Below are 13,960 nucleotides of genomic sequence, written 5' to 3'. Positions count from 1 at the left end.
TCCTACATGGAGACAGAAATGGATACTCAACAAACCACGTCACACTTTCAATCTCTCAAGCAAGGTGCCGATGCTTACATTAAGCGCCGTAACCAGCGCTTACTGGCGAACCATCGCAAAGAGTTACGCAACTTTACCCGTGCAGAAGCCTCTGCTTACTTAGGTATCGATGCTAAAACGCTGGATAAATACGTAACTGCAGCGGATATTGATCCTCGTCGTCATGAAGATTCTCAGTGGTCGATTGATATTGCGGAAATGTACCGTGTACGTGATTTGTTGCCAGAGGCATTGCGTAAAGAGCCAAAGTTTTCGCGTAGCGAACAGCAATCAGCACAAGTCATCGTCATCCAAAACCAGAAAGGTGGCGTTGGTAAAACTGTGTCTGCCGCGACTGTCGCATCTGGTTTAGCTACAGAGTTCCATCAAAAGTACCGTGTAGGCTTAATAGATATGGATGGCCAGGCGACCCTCTCTATGTATTACGCGCCAGAGGCAGACCAGGAAGGCAACTTGTCTGTGGGTGATCTCATTATGCGTAACTTTGACTTGGATGAGGATGAAACGTTTGAGCAAGCGGTATCTGAGGCGTTCCTAGAAACCACCATTCCTAACTTACGAATTCTGCCAGCAGCGCAGAGTGACCGAGCTATTGAAGGCTGGTTCCATGAACAAGTCTTCAGCCATAAATTGCCATCCCCCTACTCTATCTTGGCTGAGATCATCGATGCAGTGAAAGATGAATTCGACATCATCATCATCGATACACCGCCATCACTAGGTTACGCAACTTACAACGCCTACTTTGCCGCAACCAGCGTGGTATTCCCGCTATCGATTACGGAGAACGATATCGACGCGACCTGTTCATACTTCAGCTACATTCCGCAAGTATGGGCACTGTTGGCCAATGCGAATCATGATGGGTACGACTTCATGAAGATCCTGCTTACCAACCATCGTGACAGCTCGACCACAACTGAGTTGATGAACAGTCTTTACGACCACTTTGCACCTTATTTGTACTCTAAGGAGTTCAAACATAGCGAAGCCATCAGACAAGCCTCTTCCCTACTTTCGACCGTTTTTGATATGTCGAAGAGCGAGTACCCAAAAAGTAAGTCGACGTTCCAAACGGCACAACAAAACGGGTATGAGGTAACCAGTCAAATTCAGCGCGACATTCTTAATGTGTGGCGCGAACAGGAGCAAGCATAATGGCGAAAAAACGCGGCGGTAGCCCTTTAGGTAACGCACCAGGTTCTCAAGAAGCCCAACAATCAGCAGCTAAAGCGAACCTGACCACTTTAACGCAGCAGTTGACGGCAGAACTGGATAAAGCCGGCACCAGTGCCGCTGAGTACTTGCAAGAACAGTTTGGTCTTGAATCTGTCGGCCAGAGCATGGTTTGGCAGCTAGCATCAGGTAATACTGCGACGTTTAACGAAGTGACACTGTCATTCGAACAAGTTCGAGATGAAACGTTTGTTACTTTCGATGTGAATGGACGCGATCAATCGCTTCTTACTGCTGAGTCCCTATCTGATCTGAATTCGCTGGAGTTTCAACAGTTCTATCCGGCCGTAGGTCGAGAAATTGAAGGCAAGATTGATGTGTTGGATGGCTCTCGCCGCCGTGCTTGGTTCTTACTTCAAGAAGGTCGTGTAAAAACATTCCGAATTCTCGTCACCCAAGACGAAATTTCGACCGCTGATGCAAAAGCGCTGGCCAAGCAGTTACAAACAGCTAAAGAGCACAACCAACGTGAGATTGGCTTGCAGTGCCAAATACTGATGAAGAGTGGTGAGCTTACTCAAGAAGATACGGCAAAAATATTAAACCTTAGCCGTCAAGCGGTGGGCCGTGCGCTGAAAGCTGCCAGTATTGATAGTAAGCTGATCGCCCTATTCCCTGTTGTTAATGACTTGTCTCACACAGATTACTCTATCTTGGCTAAAGTGATGAAAGCGTTTACTGATGACAAGAAAGCTCTGAGTAGCTTCATCAAAAAAATAGCGAGTAAAGCTGTCAATGCTCAGGCTGAGCAAAGCCAAGAAGATAGAAAAGAATCTCTCATTTCTGTCATTAAAGCAGAGCTAAAAATTGTCGAAGCAAAACAAGAATCAGACAAAGCAGAAATCACTCCCCTCGCCCAGTTCGATAGCAAAGGCATGTTTGCCCGCAAGCGCGTGAAGGGCCGTAATTTCTCTTATGAGTTCGGTCGTTTATCGAAAGAAATGCAAGACAAGCTAGATGCAGCAATCTCTAAGGTTTTAAAAGATAACTAGTCTTTTGTAGTATCACAAGTAAGTTGGATAACGGGTCCGTTATCCAACTTACGGGAAGTTTTTGGACAAAACCTTGTTAGTTAAAATGACTTAGTTACATCACGATCAGGTATGAAAAAGTATCTTGAAACCACAGTCTTTTGTTAGCTGTGTACTAAAACACTAGCATTAAAATCAAAGGTCCCAAAGCTGCGACAACCATCATCAAAAACCAGAGATAAATCATCAATGATAGATAGAGCGAAAATATCCCTTTTACAGCATTTTCCAGCTCGATACCTTTATTGTTCTGTAAAAAGTACGCTAACTCTGCCCTAGGAATGGAGCCTGCAACTTTTCGAAACTTTAGCTTCAAAAGCATAAGACCCATTGAGGTAGGTACACTAAGCATCAACAGATACAACATGTAAGACATGAAGGTGTTTTCGGGAGATTTGTTACCTGAAACTATAGCCGCAATAATGATGACTAAGAGTAAAGAGGAAAAACCTTTAAATGATGAAAAGACTGAGTCTCGCGTTTTAACATATAGCCAAAATAACGGCTTATCGATTATTTTCATTTGTTTCTCAAACAGCTAACGCCTTTTTAAGGGGTGAAGCACGCAACACCGATGCCTCCGCATACCACCTTAACCACTAAAACCAACGCATAGTAAAAATGCCACGCGTGCTGAATCCCTCTTGAACAATTGTTATACGCGTCTTATCGGTTGTACTTAGCTTTATTCAAAACTTCTTTTAGTTCATGCGTTTTCTCAAGGTTTACACCGTGAATATTGGCTAGAGCACAAACATAATACAAAACGTCATATAACTCTTCTGCGACTGAACCTTTGAGCTCATCTAGCGTTGGTTGCCCACTTTTGCCTTTGCGAATAGATTCCGATAATTCGCCAACTTCTTCGATTAGTTTTAAAAAATAGTGTTCAGATTGCTCTGGCGCATAATCGAATTCTTTTATATGACTTTGTAACTCAGATAACTTCATAACGTCCTTTTTGTATCATTTTTCATAAAGCGTATAACGCCTTGTTAAGGTGTGATCAACGCAATACCGATGCCACCGCATACCACCTTAAACACTAAAGCCAACGCATAGTAAAAATGCCACGCGTTGCGAATCACTCTTAAACAGTTTGTTATATGCGTACTCGAAGCTACATTGAAACGGCTTCGATCTTGTTTCCGTCTAAGTCACGTACGAACGCTGCATAGTAAGTCTCACCATACTCAGGTCTTAAGCCTGGCTTACCTGCACATGAACCACCCAATTCAATTGCTGTAGCATAGAATTGGTCTACAGCTTCTTTTGAAGGCGCATTGAAAGCAATATGAGCACCATTACTTGATGTAGTTTTTCCTTCACAGGGGCTGCCGACCCAAAATTCAAAGTTTTCACCATAAGCCGCTGCGATATTTTCTATATAGTGAGCACGCTTAATAGACAACGTAGAAAGAACTGAGTCATAAAAACCAACCGCTTTTACCACATCAGAAGCGCCAACTGAGACGTGATTTAGAATCATTTTTAAGTCCTTTTATTGTTTGAAACTTGAAAGCATATAACGCCCTGTTAAGGTGTGAGCAACGCAATACCGATGCAACCACATACTACCTGAAACACCAAACACAACGCATAGTGAAAATGCCACGCGTTGCGAATCACTCTTAAACAGTTTGTTAGGTACAAATCAACTCAGCTTTACCACCAATACTACTTGTACTTAAACTCTTAAGCTCTAACAAAAAGTTATCGAATAGAGCAGGCTCTGTAGAAAGATACATATTAGCCTCACTGGCTTCATGTCTACCTTTGAATTCAAAGAACTTTGATTGTTGCTTTGTCGAAATATATAACAAGCCAGGCTTAGGGAAATGTAAACGGGCATGAAATGCGCCACTAGCATACTCCACTCCAAATGCACCGAATGTTATGTCTTCCAAACCGCCATAGTATGCTGTTTTGAACGCCTCAAGTTGTTTGTACAGCAATTCCAGTTCATTACTTCCAACGTAAACCTTGTTTGTAAACATTGAGCACCCATTACTCACAAGTATCTTCAATTCGACGATATCTTCATCAAACCATACTTTTTCAAACTCTATTTTAGCCTTCATACGTCCTCTTTGTACCTAACGCTTTCTGTACGGCTTTCAGCCGTTTTTCTTACTCCTATCATGCAATCTTTGTGAACGAAGTTCAATTGATAATCAATAGGTTAGTAAGATGTATTGAAAATTAGTTTGCAAGATGACGCATAATTTTTAAAAAGCTTACGTAGACACTCTCTTGGATAACTACAGATAAGGCAAACTTACAATTGCAGATTGTGGTTAGACTTTAGCGCTGAGAAGGGATCGGGCACTTTAGAGCTAGAAAGTGCCACGGGTAAAAATTCAACCTGAGAAACTTTTGGACAGAACCTTGTTAGAGCCGCCACATCCAAAGAAGGAAACTGCGTCTCCTAAACTTGTCAATGCCCAGCCTGAGCATTGACAGAATCCAAACGTTTAAATCAACCTAAATCGGTTGGCTTTCCACTCTAAGGCGTCAATTAAGCCTTGCTCATACATGCCAGCCCAATCGTAAAAAACGGAGCAAAGCCTTGTCCGCCCGTGATATGAGAAAGGATAATACAAACAATCACTACGCCAGCAGAGATTGCGTATTCCACTGGGTCACCGCCCACCAAATAAATGAAATAAACTGTCACTCCCCTCGCCCAGTTCGATAGCAAAGGCATGGTTGTACGCAAACGCGTGAAGGGCCGTAATTTCTCTTACTAGTGCGAGCACTTGTTTAAAGAAATGCAAGATAAGTTACGTTGAGTAACACATCGGTTGAATCCATCAATCATGTTAGCCACATTTTTTATAATTAGATTCCAAGCATACCTTAAACGCTTCTTGAGCTTCGATAATATCACTAGGTGTCATTAATTTATTTAAGGTATTAAAGTTTTCTTTGGTATTCTTATATCCATTATGTCTAGCTAAAGATAGCCACATATACGCTTGCGCGTTATCTTGAGTAACACCTTTACCATTTAAATACACCAAGCCAAGGTTGTGTTGAGCTATCGCAAACCCTTGTTTGGCGGCTTTGCGAAACCAATAAACCGCTTGTTTATCATCTTGAATCAAACCTTGACCATGTAAGTACATGAACCCAAGATTAGATTGAGCTCTCGCAAGCCCCTGTTCAGCCGCTTTGCGATACCAATAAACCGCTTGTTTATCATCTTGACCATTTTGATTCATGAATCCAAGGTTATGTTGAGCAATCGCATCTCCTTGCTCAGCGGCTTTGTGAAGCCAATAAACCGCTTGTTTTTCATCTTGAGCAACGCCTCGACCATGTGAATACATCACCCCAAGATTAGATTGAGCTCTCGCAAGCCCCTGTTCAGCCGCTTTGCGATACCAATAAACCGCTTGTTTATCATCTTGAGTTACACCTTGACCATTAAAGTAAATAAACCCAAGATAGTATTGAGACATTACGCCCCCCTGCCCAGCGGCTTTTCGAAACCAATAAATCGCTTGATTATCATCTTGAATCACGCCTTGACCATTTAAGTACATCAACCCAAGAATATATTGAGCCTTCGGAAGCCCTTGTTCAGCCGCTTTGTGAAACCAATAAAACGCTTGTTTATCATCTTGAGCAACGCCTCGACCATGTGAATACATCACCCCAAGGTTGCGTTGAGCAATCGCATCTCCTTGCTCAGCGGCTTTGCGATACCAATAAACCGCTTGTTTATCATCTTGTGTTATACCTTGACCATATAAATACATCAAAGCAAGATTAAATTGAGCGTTCGCTTCTCCCTGCTCAGCCAAAGGAAACCACTCACTGTAGGCCGTCTTAAAATCTCCTTGATTGTAAGCATCAAAACCTTTATCAAAGTCTGCCGACTGTGCAAACGATGAAAACAAGAGCAAAGTGAGTGTGATAACTCTTCTCATAGATAAGCCCCATTTATAAAATTAAAACAAATATAAGTTTTTAAGCAGACAGATTAAAGGTATTTATTATTCCTATCATGTTCAGCTAACGATTTAGCTATCAACACAGCCACCAGTGCCCCTCATGCGCTCTTAGCGAAGATTGTCGATACTTTACAAGGCAATCACCTTGTAAGCTTACAATGCTTCCAGCGCGTTTTTTGTCCTAAAATCACATATTTGTTTAACACTAAGCATTACACTCTGGTACTCGTTTAAGTTCTTTGTAAGTTTTGTTTGTCAGATTAGTTCTATTAGGATAAAAACGACTCGACTGTGATTGTCGACTTTTTGGCGAAACAAATAACGGGGCAGTAGCTTGTCAGAACCACCACATCCGCAGGAGGAAGCTACTCCTCGTAAACTTGTCAATATTCAGCCTGAATAATGACATTCTGCAGGTCATTTAAATCAACCTAAATCGGTTGGTCTCCCACTCTAAGGCGTCAATTAAACCTTGCTCATACATGCCAGCCCAATCGTAAAAGAACGGCGCAAAGCCTTGTCCGCCTGTAATATGAGAAAGGCCAATACAGACTATCACTACGCCAGCAGAGATTGCGTATTCCACTGGGTCACCGGTTCTAAACCGCCCACCAAATAAATGAAAGCGTCTGTAACTCCCCTCGCCCAATTCGATAGCAAAGGCATGGTTGTACTCAAACGCGTGAAGGGCCGAAATTCTCTTACGAGTGCGAGCACTTGCTTAAAGAAATGCAAGAAAAATTGGATTCAGCTATCGCTAAGGTTCTAGAAGAGAAATAGTCTTTTATAGCATCACTAGTAAATTGGATAGCGGGCTGTTATCCAACTTGTGGGAAGCTTTTGGACAATTGTGATTTAGCGAGAGTCTACTGACTCAAAACTAGAGAGTGCCTAAATAGCCTTTTCAGGCGTTCGCCCAATTTAAGCATATCTATACTTTTAACCCACTAAGGCCATTACTTATATCCAACTAAATACTGGTGCTTAGTCAGGTAGTGAGTATTCAATATGATCTATGAAGTTTAAGTGAGCCTTGTGATTTGGTCTCTGACGATATCTAGAGCTGATTGTAATTGTGGGCGGCTTAATGGACCTGCCAGTGATATCCTCACTGCTGCCGGCACTTGATACCGACCTACAGTAAACATTTCCGCTTCTCTCACTCTGACCCCATGTTTCAGCAACGATTGGTTAAAATGATACCCTGTTAACGGCTCAGGCAAAGGTAGCCACACATTGTAGCCAGGAACGCCGATCTGGATTTCGGGAAATACTGTCTTCCAGATCCGATGACGAGCACTGAGCTCCATGGCGATCTCTTCATCTACTGCCTGCATAGCTCCACTATTTAGCCAACGACATACCAGATCGATGATCAAAGGGCTAACATACATACAACTGGCTCTTAGAGCACGTTGTAATAAATCCTTGAAGGATAATGGCAACATGATAAATCCCAGTCGCAATCCACCCGCGAAGTACTTAGAAAAACTACCCACGTATAAGGTAATGTCTGGAGCGATAGCCACTAAAGGGCTCTTTCGATGAGACGGCGGGCAGTAGAGTACATCGTCCTCAATAATTAGCACATTGTAACGACGGCATATCTCAATAATTTTCAGTCTTCGGCTATCCGTCAACTGGGCGCCAGTCGGATTTTGTATTCCCGGAGTCAGGTAAAGTAGTTTGGGCCGATGTCTCTTACAGTGCAAAGCCAGATCTTCTGGATCTAATCCATGTTCATCGACCTTTACAGGCACTAGCTTTCGTTCGGATTGCTGACATGCATAGATAAATTCCGGATAACACAGCCCTTCGGCAAGAATGGTATCATTGGGACGGCTTAGCGATTGAATAATCAACGATATTCCGTGCTGGCCTCCATGTGTCCACACTAAACGCCGGGCATCAACATTGATATTGAATTTGGTCATCAGCCATTGTCGAAGAGTCTCGTTATGACCATGAATGCCATCAGCGGAGTAGTAATCCAGTACCGCTGCCTGCGCAATTTCTTCGTGAGATAACTCTTTCAACGCGCTAGCAAGAAATTTAGGTTGTGACAATAACAAAGGTCGGCAGCGCGCCAGGTCAATGCCTTTTTCTTCCAATACCGGATGATAAAAGTGGTTCAGTTCAGTTTCTCTGTTCCGAACATAAGTGCCGCTTCCTACTTTTGGCTCCGTTAACCCCCTTCGCTCAAGCTCCTGATAAGCCCTTGTCACCGTTCCAACCGTCACACTCAACCGATAAGATAAAATCCGCTGAGGGGGTAATTTAGTATCCGGTTCGAGTTCTCCACTTTCTATCACCTCAGCAATCGCATCAGCCAGTGCCATAAACTTAGGTCCGGAGCGACCAGATATATCAGGGACCAACATTGTCTCTCTCCAAAGGGGTGCAATTAATTCTGGTATTCAGGATAAATAAGGCCTGACGAAAATGAAATCAAAGAATTGTCACCATGACGCATTAACTGTAGATCTTTCTCATTTTCCCCCTTTATTCTCAACTCGTTCACACTTATTTGAGAGGAAAGGAAATGACGACATTATGGGACTTATTGCCAGCCATGAGTTTATTCGCGTTTGTAACGGCTATAACACCGGGACCAAATAACTTATTGCTCGCCAACTCAGGGGCACAATTTGGTGTCCGAGAATCATGGCGACACCTGATTGGTATCCGTATTGGTGTTATTGGATTAATCCTACTTTGTGCGTGTGGTGTCGGTGTCGCTTTTCAGACTCATCCAAACTGGTATCTATCAATAAAATACGTCGGTGTAGCTTACATGCTCTGGTTAATGATAAAGCTGTTGTGTACCAACCCTTTGTCGGGCAAATCCACAAAGAACAAGCCAATCAGTATGACTCAGGCTACGTTATTTCAACTGGGAAATATGAAGGCTTGGATGGCATCACTTGCTTTGGTCACAAGCTATAGCCTTCCCTCTAGCTATTGGTTCTCTGTGGCATTGATTACCGTCGTGTTTACGACATTCGGGTTGTTGGCGAATATAGTTTGGGTCTGGTTTGGTGAAAAAATCCGAATTTATCTCGATACTGTACTAAAACAACGCCTGTTCAATATCAGCCTAGCAGCGATAACGCTTATATCATTGTTGCCGGTGTTGGAGCACTCTATCTGAATAACAAAGATTAGAATTTTGTATGTCTAAAAGTCTTGACTATCTAAATTCGAATTTCGAACTGTAACGCACTTTGGGACAGAACCTTGTTAGAGCCGCCACATCCACACAAGGAAACTGCGTCTCCTAAACTTGTCAATGCCCAGCCTGAGCATTGACAGAATCCGAACGTTTAAATCAACCTGAATCGGTTGGTCTTCCACTCTAAAGCGTCAATTAAACCTTGCTCATACATGCCAGCCCAATCGTAAAAGAACGGTGCAAAGCCCTGTCCCCCTGTAATATGAGAAAGGCCAATACAAACTATCACTACGCCAGCAGAGATGGCGTATTCCACCGGGTCACCGGTTCTAAACCGCCCACCAAATAAATGAAAGCGTCTGTCACTGTAGGGGAAAAAGGCCCCCCCGATACGGTCATTGCGTCGGTGAGTATGTGGCTGACGCCTCCCCAGGCAAAGGCCATCCCAATACCTTGGTAATCCCAAACCAAAGTAAAGACTAGGGCGACGATCAACCAGTGGGTAAAGATGTGCGTTGGTCCGCGATGTTTAATGTTGCGTCCTAGCCCTTTAGCCACAAACTCCATCCAGTCGGGTGCCGTCGCGCCGGCAACACAAATAGGCACATTAGGAGGGGAGACAACTGCACAAATGGCGCCTGCAATCAGTCCATGGTTTAGCCACTTCATTGAGCAACCTTCGGCTTTGCATGAGGTGGGAGATAGGCCAGCTTTTGCAAATACAGATTCACGCTGTCGCTGTAGGAACTCTCACACAGCGCAACTAAAGCCAATCGGTGCTCTACGATTTTCGCTTCATGGGCTAAAACGTCTCGATGCGAACTGGCGACCTTTTCAAGTAAAGCTACTTGTTCATTCACGTTCGCCACACCTTGGGCGACCCGCTGCTGTGAACGAGCTTCAAGTGATAGGTAGAGTCCCATCAATCGATAAGCGTAGTTTCTGTCAGCCAATGCTTGGGTGAAGGAGGCGACTGATGTGGCAGTAGCAGTTCGACGCTGATATTCCCATTGCCTCTCGCGAGATTGCTCTGTAGTAGAGTAGAGCGGCATTTTTCCCACTATCCCGACATAGTGTTCTGAGATCTCCGGCCAATCATCGCTGTTGTATTCATCTAAGTTGGTCCGCATTCCTGCTACCAGGTTTAAGTCGAGTTTGAATTTGCTCTTTTCTGGGTAACAGTTGAGTACGGTCTGAAAGATAGCATCTGGGTCAATCTTAGGTGCAGGTTTTAACGCAGGAGTAGGGGTGTTGTAGTGGGGTGCATCCCCCTTCAATGTTGGCAATTCGAATGGCTTTATCTCTGGAGGTTGTGCTGTGGGTTCATCCCATGGTGTCGCAATGCCCCAATCATTGGCATAAGCCGCTGAGTAGAGCAGGGGACACAGCATTAAAAGGTGATACTTAATCTGCACGCGTCGACCTCCGTCCGCTACCAAGCATTTGTAATCCGCCAATCACAGCGCCCGCTTCCCAAGCGCCAGCAACCACGCATAGCGCAACCATAAACCAAACCAGCGCTTTGGTCGTGTCGTAACTCACGTCACTTTCTAAGTTGATACGCTGGGGTTCGCGCCGTTCGACAATCGGACGAATAGAAGGGGGAAGGCGTCCTTCTTCGCTGCACGTCATCAGCCACAGCTTGGCAGACATCAGGCACTTACGTGCGATTTGTGCTTTGCGCCCTGTTAACTTGTGCGCATCGTCGATAAAGAGTAAGGATTGGGTTTCCATTAAATAGTCAGCCAATAGGTCGGCCTTGAGCTGTAAGTTGAGCCTGCTCCATGGAGTGTAAATTACCCCCTCTTCTTGCCTCTCTTGGTACCACTTGTCTATCCCTTTCACTTCCACCCAACTTGAGAGTGGCATCAGCCCCTCAAGCAAAACAGGCTGCGGTTTTTTTCCCCAGATTTCGTGTCGATTATCTTTCAGGCGCGTGAGCCAACGGCTCTTCCCCGAATCATGCGCGCCTGTGATTAATTGACATTTTTTTCCGACGCAAGCTGGTTTCTTTACGATCACGGCTCGGCGCAAAGCGACGCGGTGAGTCCACAATAAGCGGAGTTACGTAGCGCGTACCGTCTCGGCGTACTCGATTGTGATCGGTTCTTAGTTTCAAAAATCGCATTGTGCTCCATCCTTACTCCGACAGAATACGAACTCATCAAAACAATTAAAGAGTAAGCAAATAGCTTGCGTGCGACCCATAATGAAAATGTAACTGCGTTGTTTATCGTCTCAAAAGTAATCCAGTTTAGATGGGGGTAGGGGGGCAAGGCTCCGCTGTTAAATTCGCGCAGTGCTGAAAATTTTTAGTCGAAGGTAAGGGGTAAACAATCGATTACAGAACATCACGACGAATAGCGGTGTAGGGTGAGTGACATTAACGACCGTATTTTTCGCGCACAAAGGGTCTATGACGGGGCAGGGTTGATGTTAAAGCGTTAACATCAACCCTGCTTTCCATCAAAGATAAATAGTATGTTGGTTTTTCTTCGTGATGTTTTATCAGGTGCGCACTTTCTGTGACAGATTATTTAGGGCTGGGCCTAGTCATACGGCTCGCCACACCGCTGCAGGTCGAGGCGTTACTCTCTCCCTTTTCCTGTTCTGGTTTGTGTAACGACTTAACCAACCTAACAGACAGGCGTATCACCATAAAACCTGTTTATTGATTGTTCATACCACACCATTGATCAATCACGTCCCCCGTAGACGATACCACGTTGTCACTTACTCTTTTTGTAACCAAGCAAGCTTGATTCCCTCCCACTTATTTCACGTCGCTGGCGTTTTTCATCTGCAACGACAGAGAGAGTAAGTTCCTCAGCTTTAAACTTCTCGTTAGCAATCCTTCTAAAAATTCAAACGCAAGAAGGTATAACGAGATTTGAGCGTGCTACAGGCTTGAAAAGGACTATCCGATCGGGGTGTTGATCTTTAAATATGATGATCATATCAATTACATATCGCATAAATGACAACATTTAGGTGATCAGACTTTAACTACACCTAAAATATGTCATAATTACCTAGATTATGTTACTTAAAGGAAACGCGGTATGAGTGATGAAGAGTACTTTTACCCAGTCGTAAGTGATAACTTACCGAAACATATAAAGAAAGGTCATCAACTGGTATTTAGTCGCCAGGATCTCTCTGCTCGAGAAGCGGATATGTTTGCATTGATGATCGCACACATGAAAGCGAACGACTGGGAGCGCAGTACCCCTCATTATGAGTTCACGTCACATCAGCTATCTGAGTGGTTAGGTGTAGAGTCTAAACATATCGGGAGTAATTTAAGTCCAGTAGCCAATCGTCTTGCGAGCCGAAAAATCGGTATAAAAATAGAGACTGGCAAAGGGGATATTGAATTCGATTACCGTCCGCTTTTCAAACACATCGCATACAAAAATGGCACCTTGACTATGGTGCCTAATGACATGCTCAAATCTGAGTACATCGAGTACAACCAGGGCTTTGCACTCATTAACACTCGCAATTTCTTTGATGTAAAAAAAGAGTATTCAAAACGCCTCTATGAATTGCTCAGCCGATTTAAAGACAAAGGCTTTGAAATGCATCAACAGAAGCTTGATGAGTTAAAAGGGGTCTTTGGGCTACTCGATGAGGCTGGCAAACTCAAGAAAGACAAAAGCTCATTCAAAAATAACAGTGTGTTCATGAAACGCTGTATTCGAGAGAGCATCAAAGAGCTTACTGAACACCCTCAAATCAGAAAAGAACTGCTGTTCTTGGAAGGAGAAAATGGGGAGAAGGGTTTTGAGGTCATTAAAAAAGGTCGAACTATCACCGGTATCAAGTTCCTGTTCCGCTGGATAAAACTTGGCACGATAGAAGAGCTAAACCAACACGATGCGTTAAAAACAATTCGAGAGCTAGAGCTAAAACGCCTACAAGACAAGATAAAGCTGACAGAGGCCGAGCTTGAAGCGTTGGCCATTGCTTACCGCTATATCGGCAAAGAGCAGCATGCTCTGAAGGTAGAAGAAAGTCTCTCTAAGCGACACTTAAACCGAGAACCAGAAATTAATAATGGCCATCAAAGTGAGGTTGACTCGCTCCTAGATAAAATCGATACCTTATCTGAGATTAGTGATAACCCTGATTACTAGATGACACATATTAGGTGAGACGACCCCATTACTGACAAAAATCAGGTCTTCTATCGTAATAGGTGACACATTTTAGGTGTTTTTAATAATATGAGACCTAAAATGTGTCGCATTAGAAGATACCTAATCAAGATCACTGTGAATAAAGGGCGGAGACACCTGATATTCGTTATTTTAGCCTGTAAGCTACCTAAAATATGTCATCTATAAACCTTAAATACGATCATCAACACCTAAATTGTGTCAGGCTTCCACCTAGCAGATGATCATTAAGACCTAAAAAAAGATCATTAACACCTAAATAGTGTTATCTATACACCTAAATAGTGATCATAAAGAGCAATTAAGTTCTTTTTATTCAGC

11 protein-coding genes and 5 pseudogenes are annotated in these 13,960 nt (G+C 43.6%); 5 read left to right on the top strand and 11 right to left on the bottom strand.

Annotated features, from left to right (window positions below):
• Positions 1-18 precede the first annotated feature (18 nt).
• Together A8140_RS24840 and A8140_RS24835 are read left to right on the top strand one after the other, a co-directional pair.
• Positions 19-1,218 carry a ParA family protein gene (locus A8140_RS24840; RefSeq protein ID WP_005532983.1) on the top strand — a complete coding sequence of 400 codons (1,200 nt, stop codon included), beginning with the start codon at positions 19-21 and terminating at the stop codon, positions 1,216-1,218.
• Positions 1,218-2,288: a ParB family protein gene (locus A8140_RS24835; protein WP_005532985.1), complete on the top strand. Its 1,071-nt coding sequence runs from the start codon at positions 1,218-1,220 to the stop codon at positions 2,286-2,288. Before A8140_RS24840 ends, A8140_RS24835 begins: the two co-directional genes overlap by 1 nt.
• A 154-nt stretch (positions 2,289-2,442) precedes the next feature.
• On the opposite strand, the gene A8140_RS24830 is transcribed toward A8140_RS24835, so the two are convergent.
• From A8140_RS24830 to A8140_RS25335, 7 genes and pseudogenes are all read right to left on the bottom strand, one after another.
• Positions 2,443-2,850, bottom strand: coding sequence for a hypothetical protein (locus tag A8140_RS24830; protein WP_005532986.1), 408 nt, complete (start codon positions 2,848-2,850; stop codon positions 2,443-2,445).
• Between the two features lie 143 nt (positions 2,851-2,993).
• Complete coding sequence (locus A8140_RS24820; protein WP_038863851.1) at positions 2,994-3,278, bottom strand: MazG nucleotide pyrophosphohydrolase domain-containing protein; 285 nt, start codon at positions 3,276-3,278, stop codon at positions 2,994-2,996.
• 169 nt (positions 3,279-3,447) lie between these two features.
• A complete protein-coding gene (locus A8140_RS24810; protein ID WP_005536315.1) occupies positions 3,448-3,816 on the bottom strand; it encodes a VOC family protein in 369 nt (122 codons plus the stop codon).
• A 154-nt stretch (positions 3,817-3,970) separates the two neighbouring features.
• A complete protein-coding gene (locus tag A8140_RS24800; protein WP_005536318.1) occupies positions 3,971-4,408 on the bottom strand; it encodes a hypothetical protein in 438 nt (145 codons plus the stop codon).
• 393 nt (positions 4,409-4,801) lie between these two features.
• A pseudogene (locus tag A8140_RS25485) lies at positions 4,802-5,005 on the bottom strand (metal-dependent hydrolase); the annotation flags it as partial.
• A gap of 144 nt (positions 5,006-5,149) precedes the next feature.
• Positions 5,150-6,262 (bottom strand): tetratricopeptide repeat protein, encoded by a 1,113-nt coding sequence (locus A8140_RS25880; protein ID WP_005536323.1) that lies wholly within the window; start codon positions 6,260-6,262, stop codon positions 5,150-5,152.
• A 445-nt stretch (positions 6,263-6,707) separates the two neighbouring features.
• Positions 6,708-6,923, bottom strand: a pseudogene (locus A8140_RS25335) (metal-dependent hydrolase); the annotation flags it as partial.
• Here A8140_RS25335 and A8140_RS26055 point away from each other — a divergent pair.
• Positions 6,909-7,066: pseudogene (locus tag A8140_RS26055) on the top strand (ParB family protein); the annotation flags it as partial. The pseudogenes A8140_RS25335 and A8140_RS26055 overlap by 15 nt on opposite strands.
• Before the next feature lie 242 nt (positions 7,067-7,308).
• On the opposite strand, the gene A8140_RS24790 reads toward A8140_RS26055, so the two are convergent.
• Positions 7,309-8,667, bottom strand: a complete 1,359-nt coding sequence (locus A8140_RS24790; RefSeq protein WP_005536327.1) for an aminotransferase-like domain-containing protein — start codon at positions 8,665-8,667, stop codon at positions 7,309-7,311.
• Positions 8,668-8,828: 161 nt separating this feature from the next.
• On the opposite strand from A8140_RS24790, the gene A8140_RS24785 reads away from it, so the two are divergent.
• Entirely contained in the window at positions 8,829-9,437 is a 609-nt protein-coding gene (locus A8140_RS24785) for a LysE family translocator (protein ID WP_005536329.1), read from the top strand.
• Between the two features lie 172 nt (positions 9,438-9,609).
• Here A8140_RS24785 and A8140_RS24780 read toward each other — a convergent pair.
• The 3 genes and pseudogenes from A8140_RS24780 to A8140_RS25950 all read right to left on the bottom strand — a co-directional run bounded on the left by A8140_RS24780 (position 9,610) and on the right by A8140_RS25950 (position 11,586).
• Positions 9,610-10,127 (bottom strand): annotated as a pseudogene (locus A8140_RS24780) (metal-dependent hydrolase).
• Entirely contained in the window at positions 10,124-10,873 is a 750-nt protein-coding gene (locus A8140_RS24775; RefSeq protein WP_005536331.1) for a hypothetical protein, read from the bottom strand. Before A8140_RS24775 ends, A8140_RS24780 begins: the two are co-directional and overlap by 4 nt.
• Positions 10,863-11,586: pseudogene (locus A8140_RS25950) on the bottom strand (hypothetical protein). The gene A8140_RS24775 and the pseudogene A8140_RS25950 overlap by 11 nt, the downstream one beginning before the upstream one ends.
• Positions 11,587-12,520: 934 nt before the next feature.
• Between A8140_RS25950 and A8140_RS24765 the strand changes: the two are divergent.
• Positions 12,521-13,597: a replication initiation protein gene (locus A8140_RS24765; RefSeq protein ID WP_005536335.1), complete on the top strand. Its 1,077-nt coding sequence runs from the start codon at positions 12,521-12,523 to the stop codon at positions 13,595-13,597.
• The last annotated feature ends 363 nt before the right edge of the window (positions 13,598-13,960 follow it).

This window comes from Vibrio campbellii CAIM 519 = NBRC 15631 = ATCC 25920 (assembly GCF_002163755.1).
Lineage (GTDB): Bacteria > Pseudomonadota > Gammaproteobacteria > Enterobacterales > Vibrionaceae > Vibrio > Vibrio campbellii.
The sequence above is the reverse complement of the archived record's forward strand: the minus strand, read 5'-3'. Positions and strand labels throughout refer to the sequence as shown.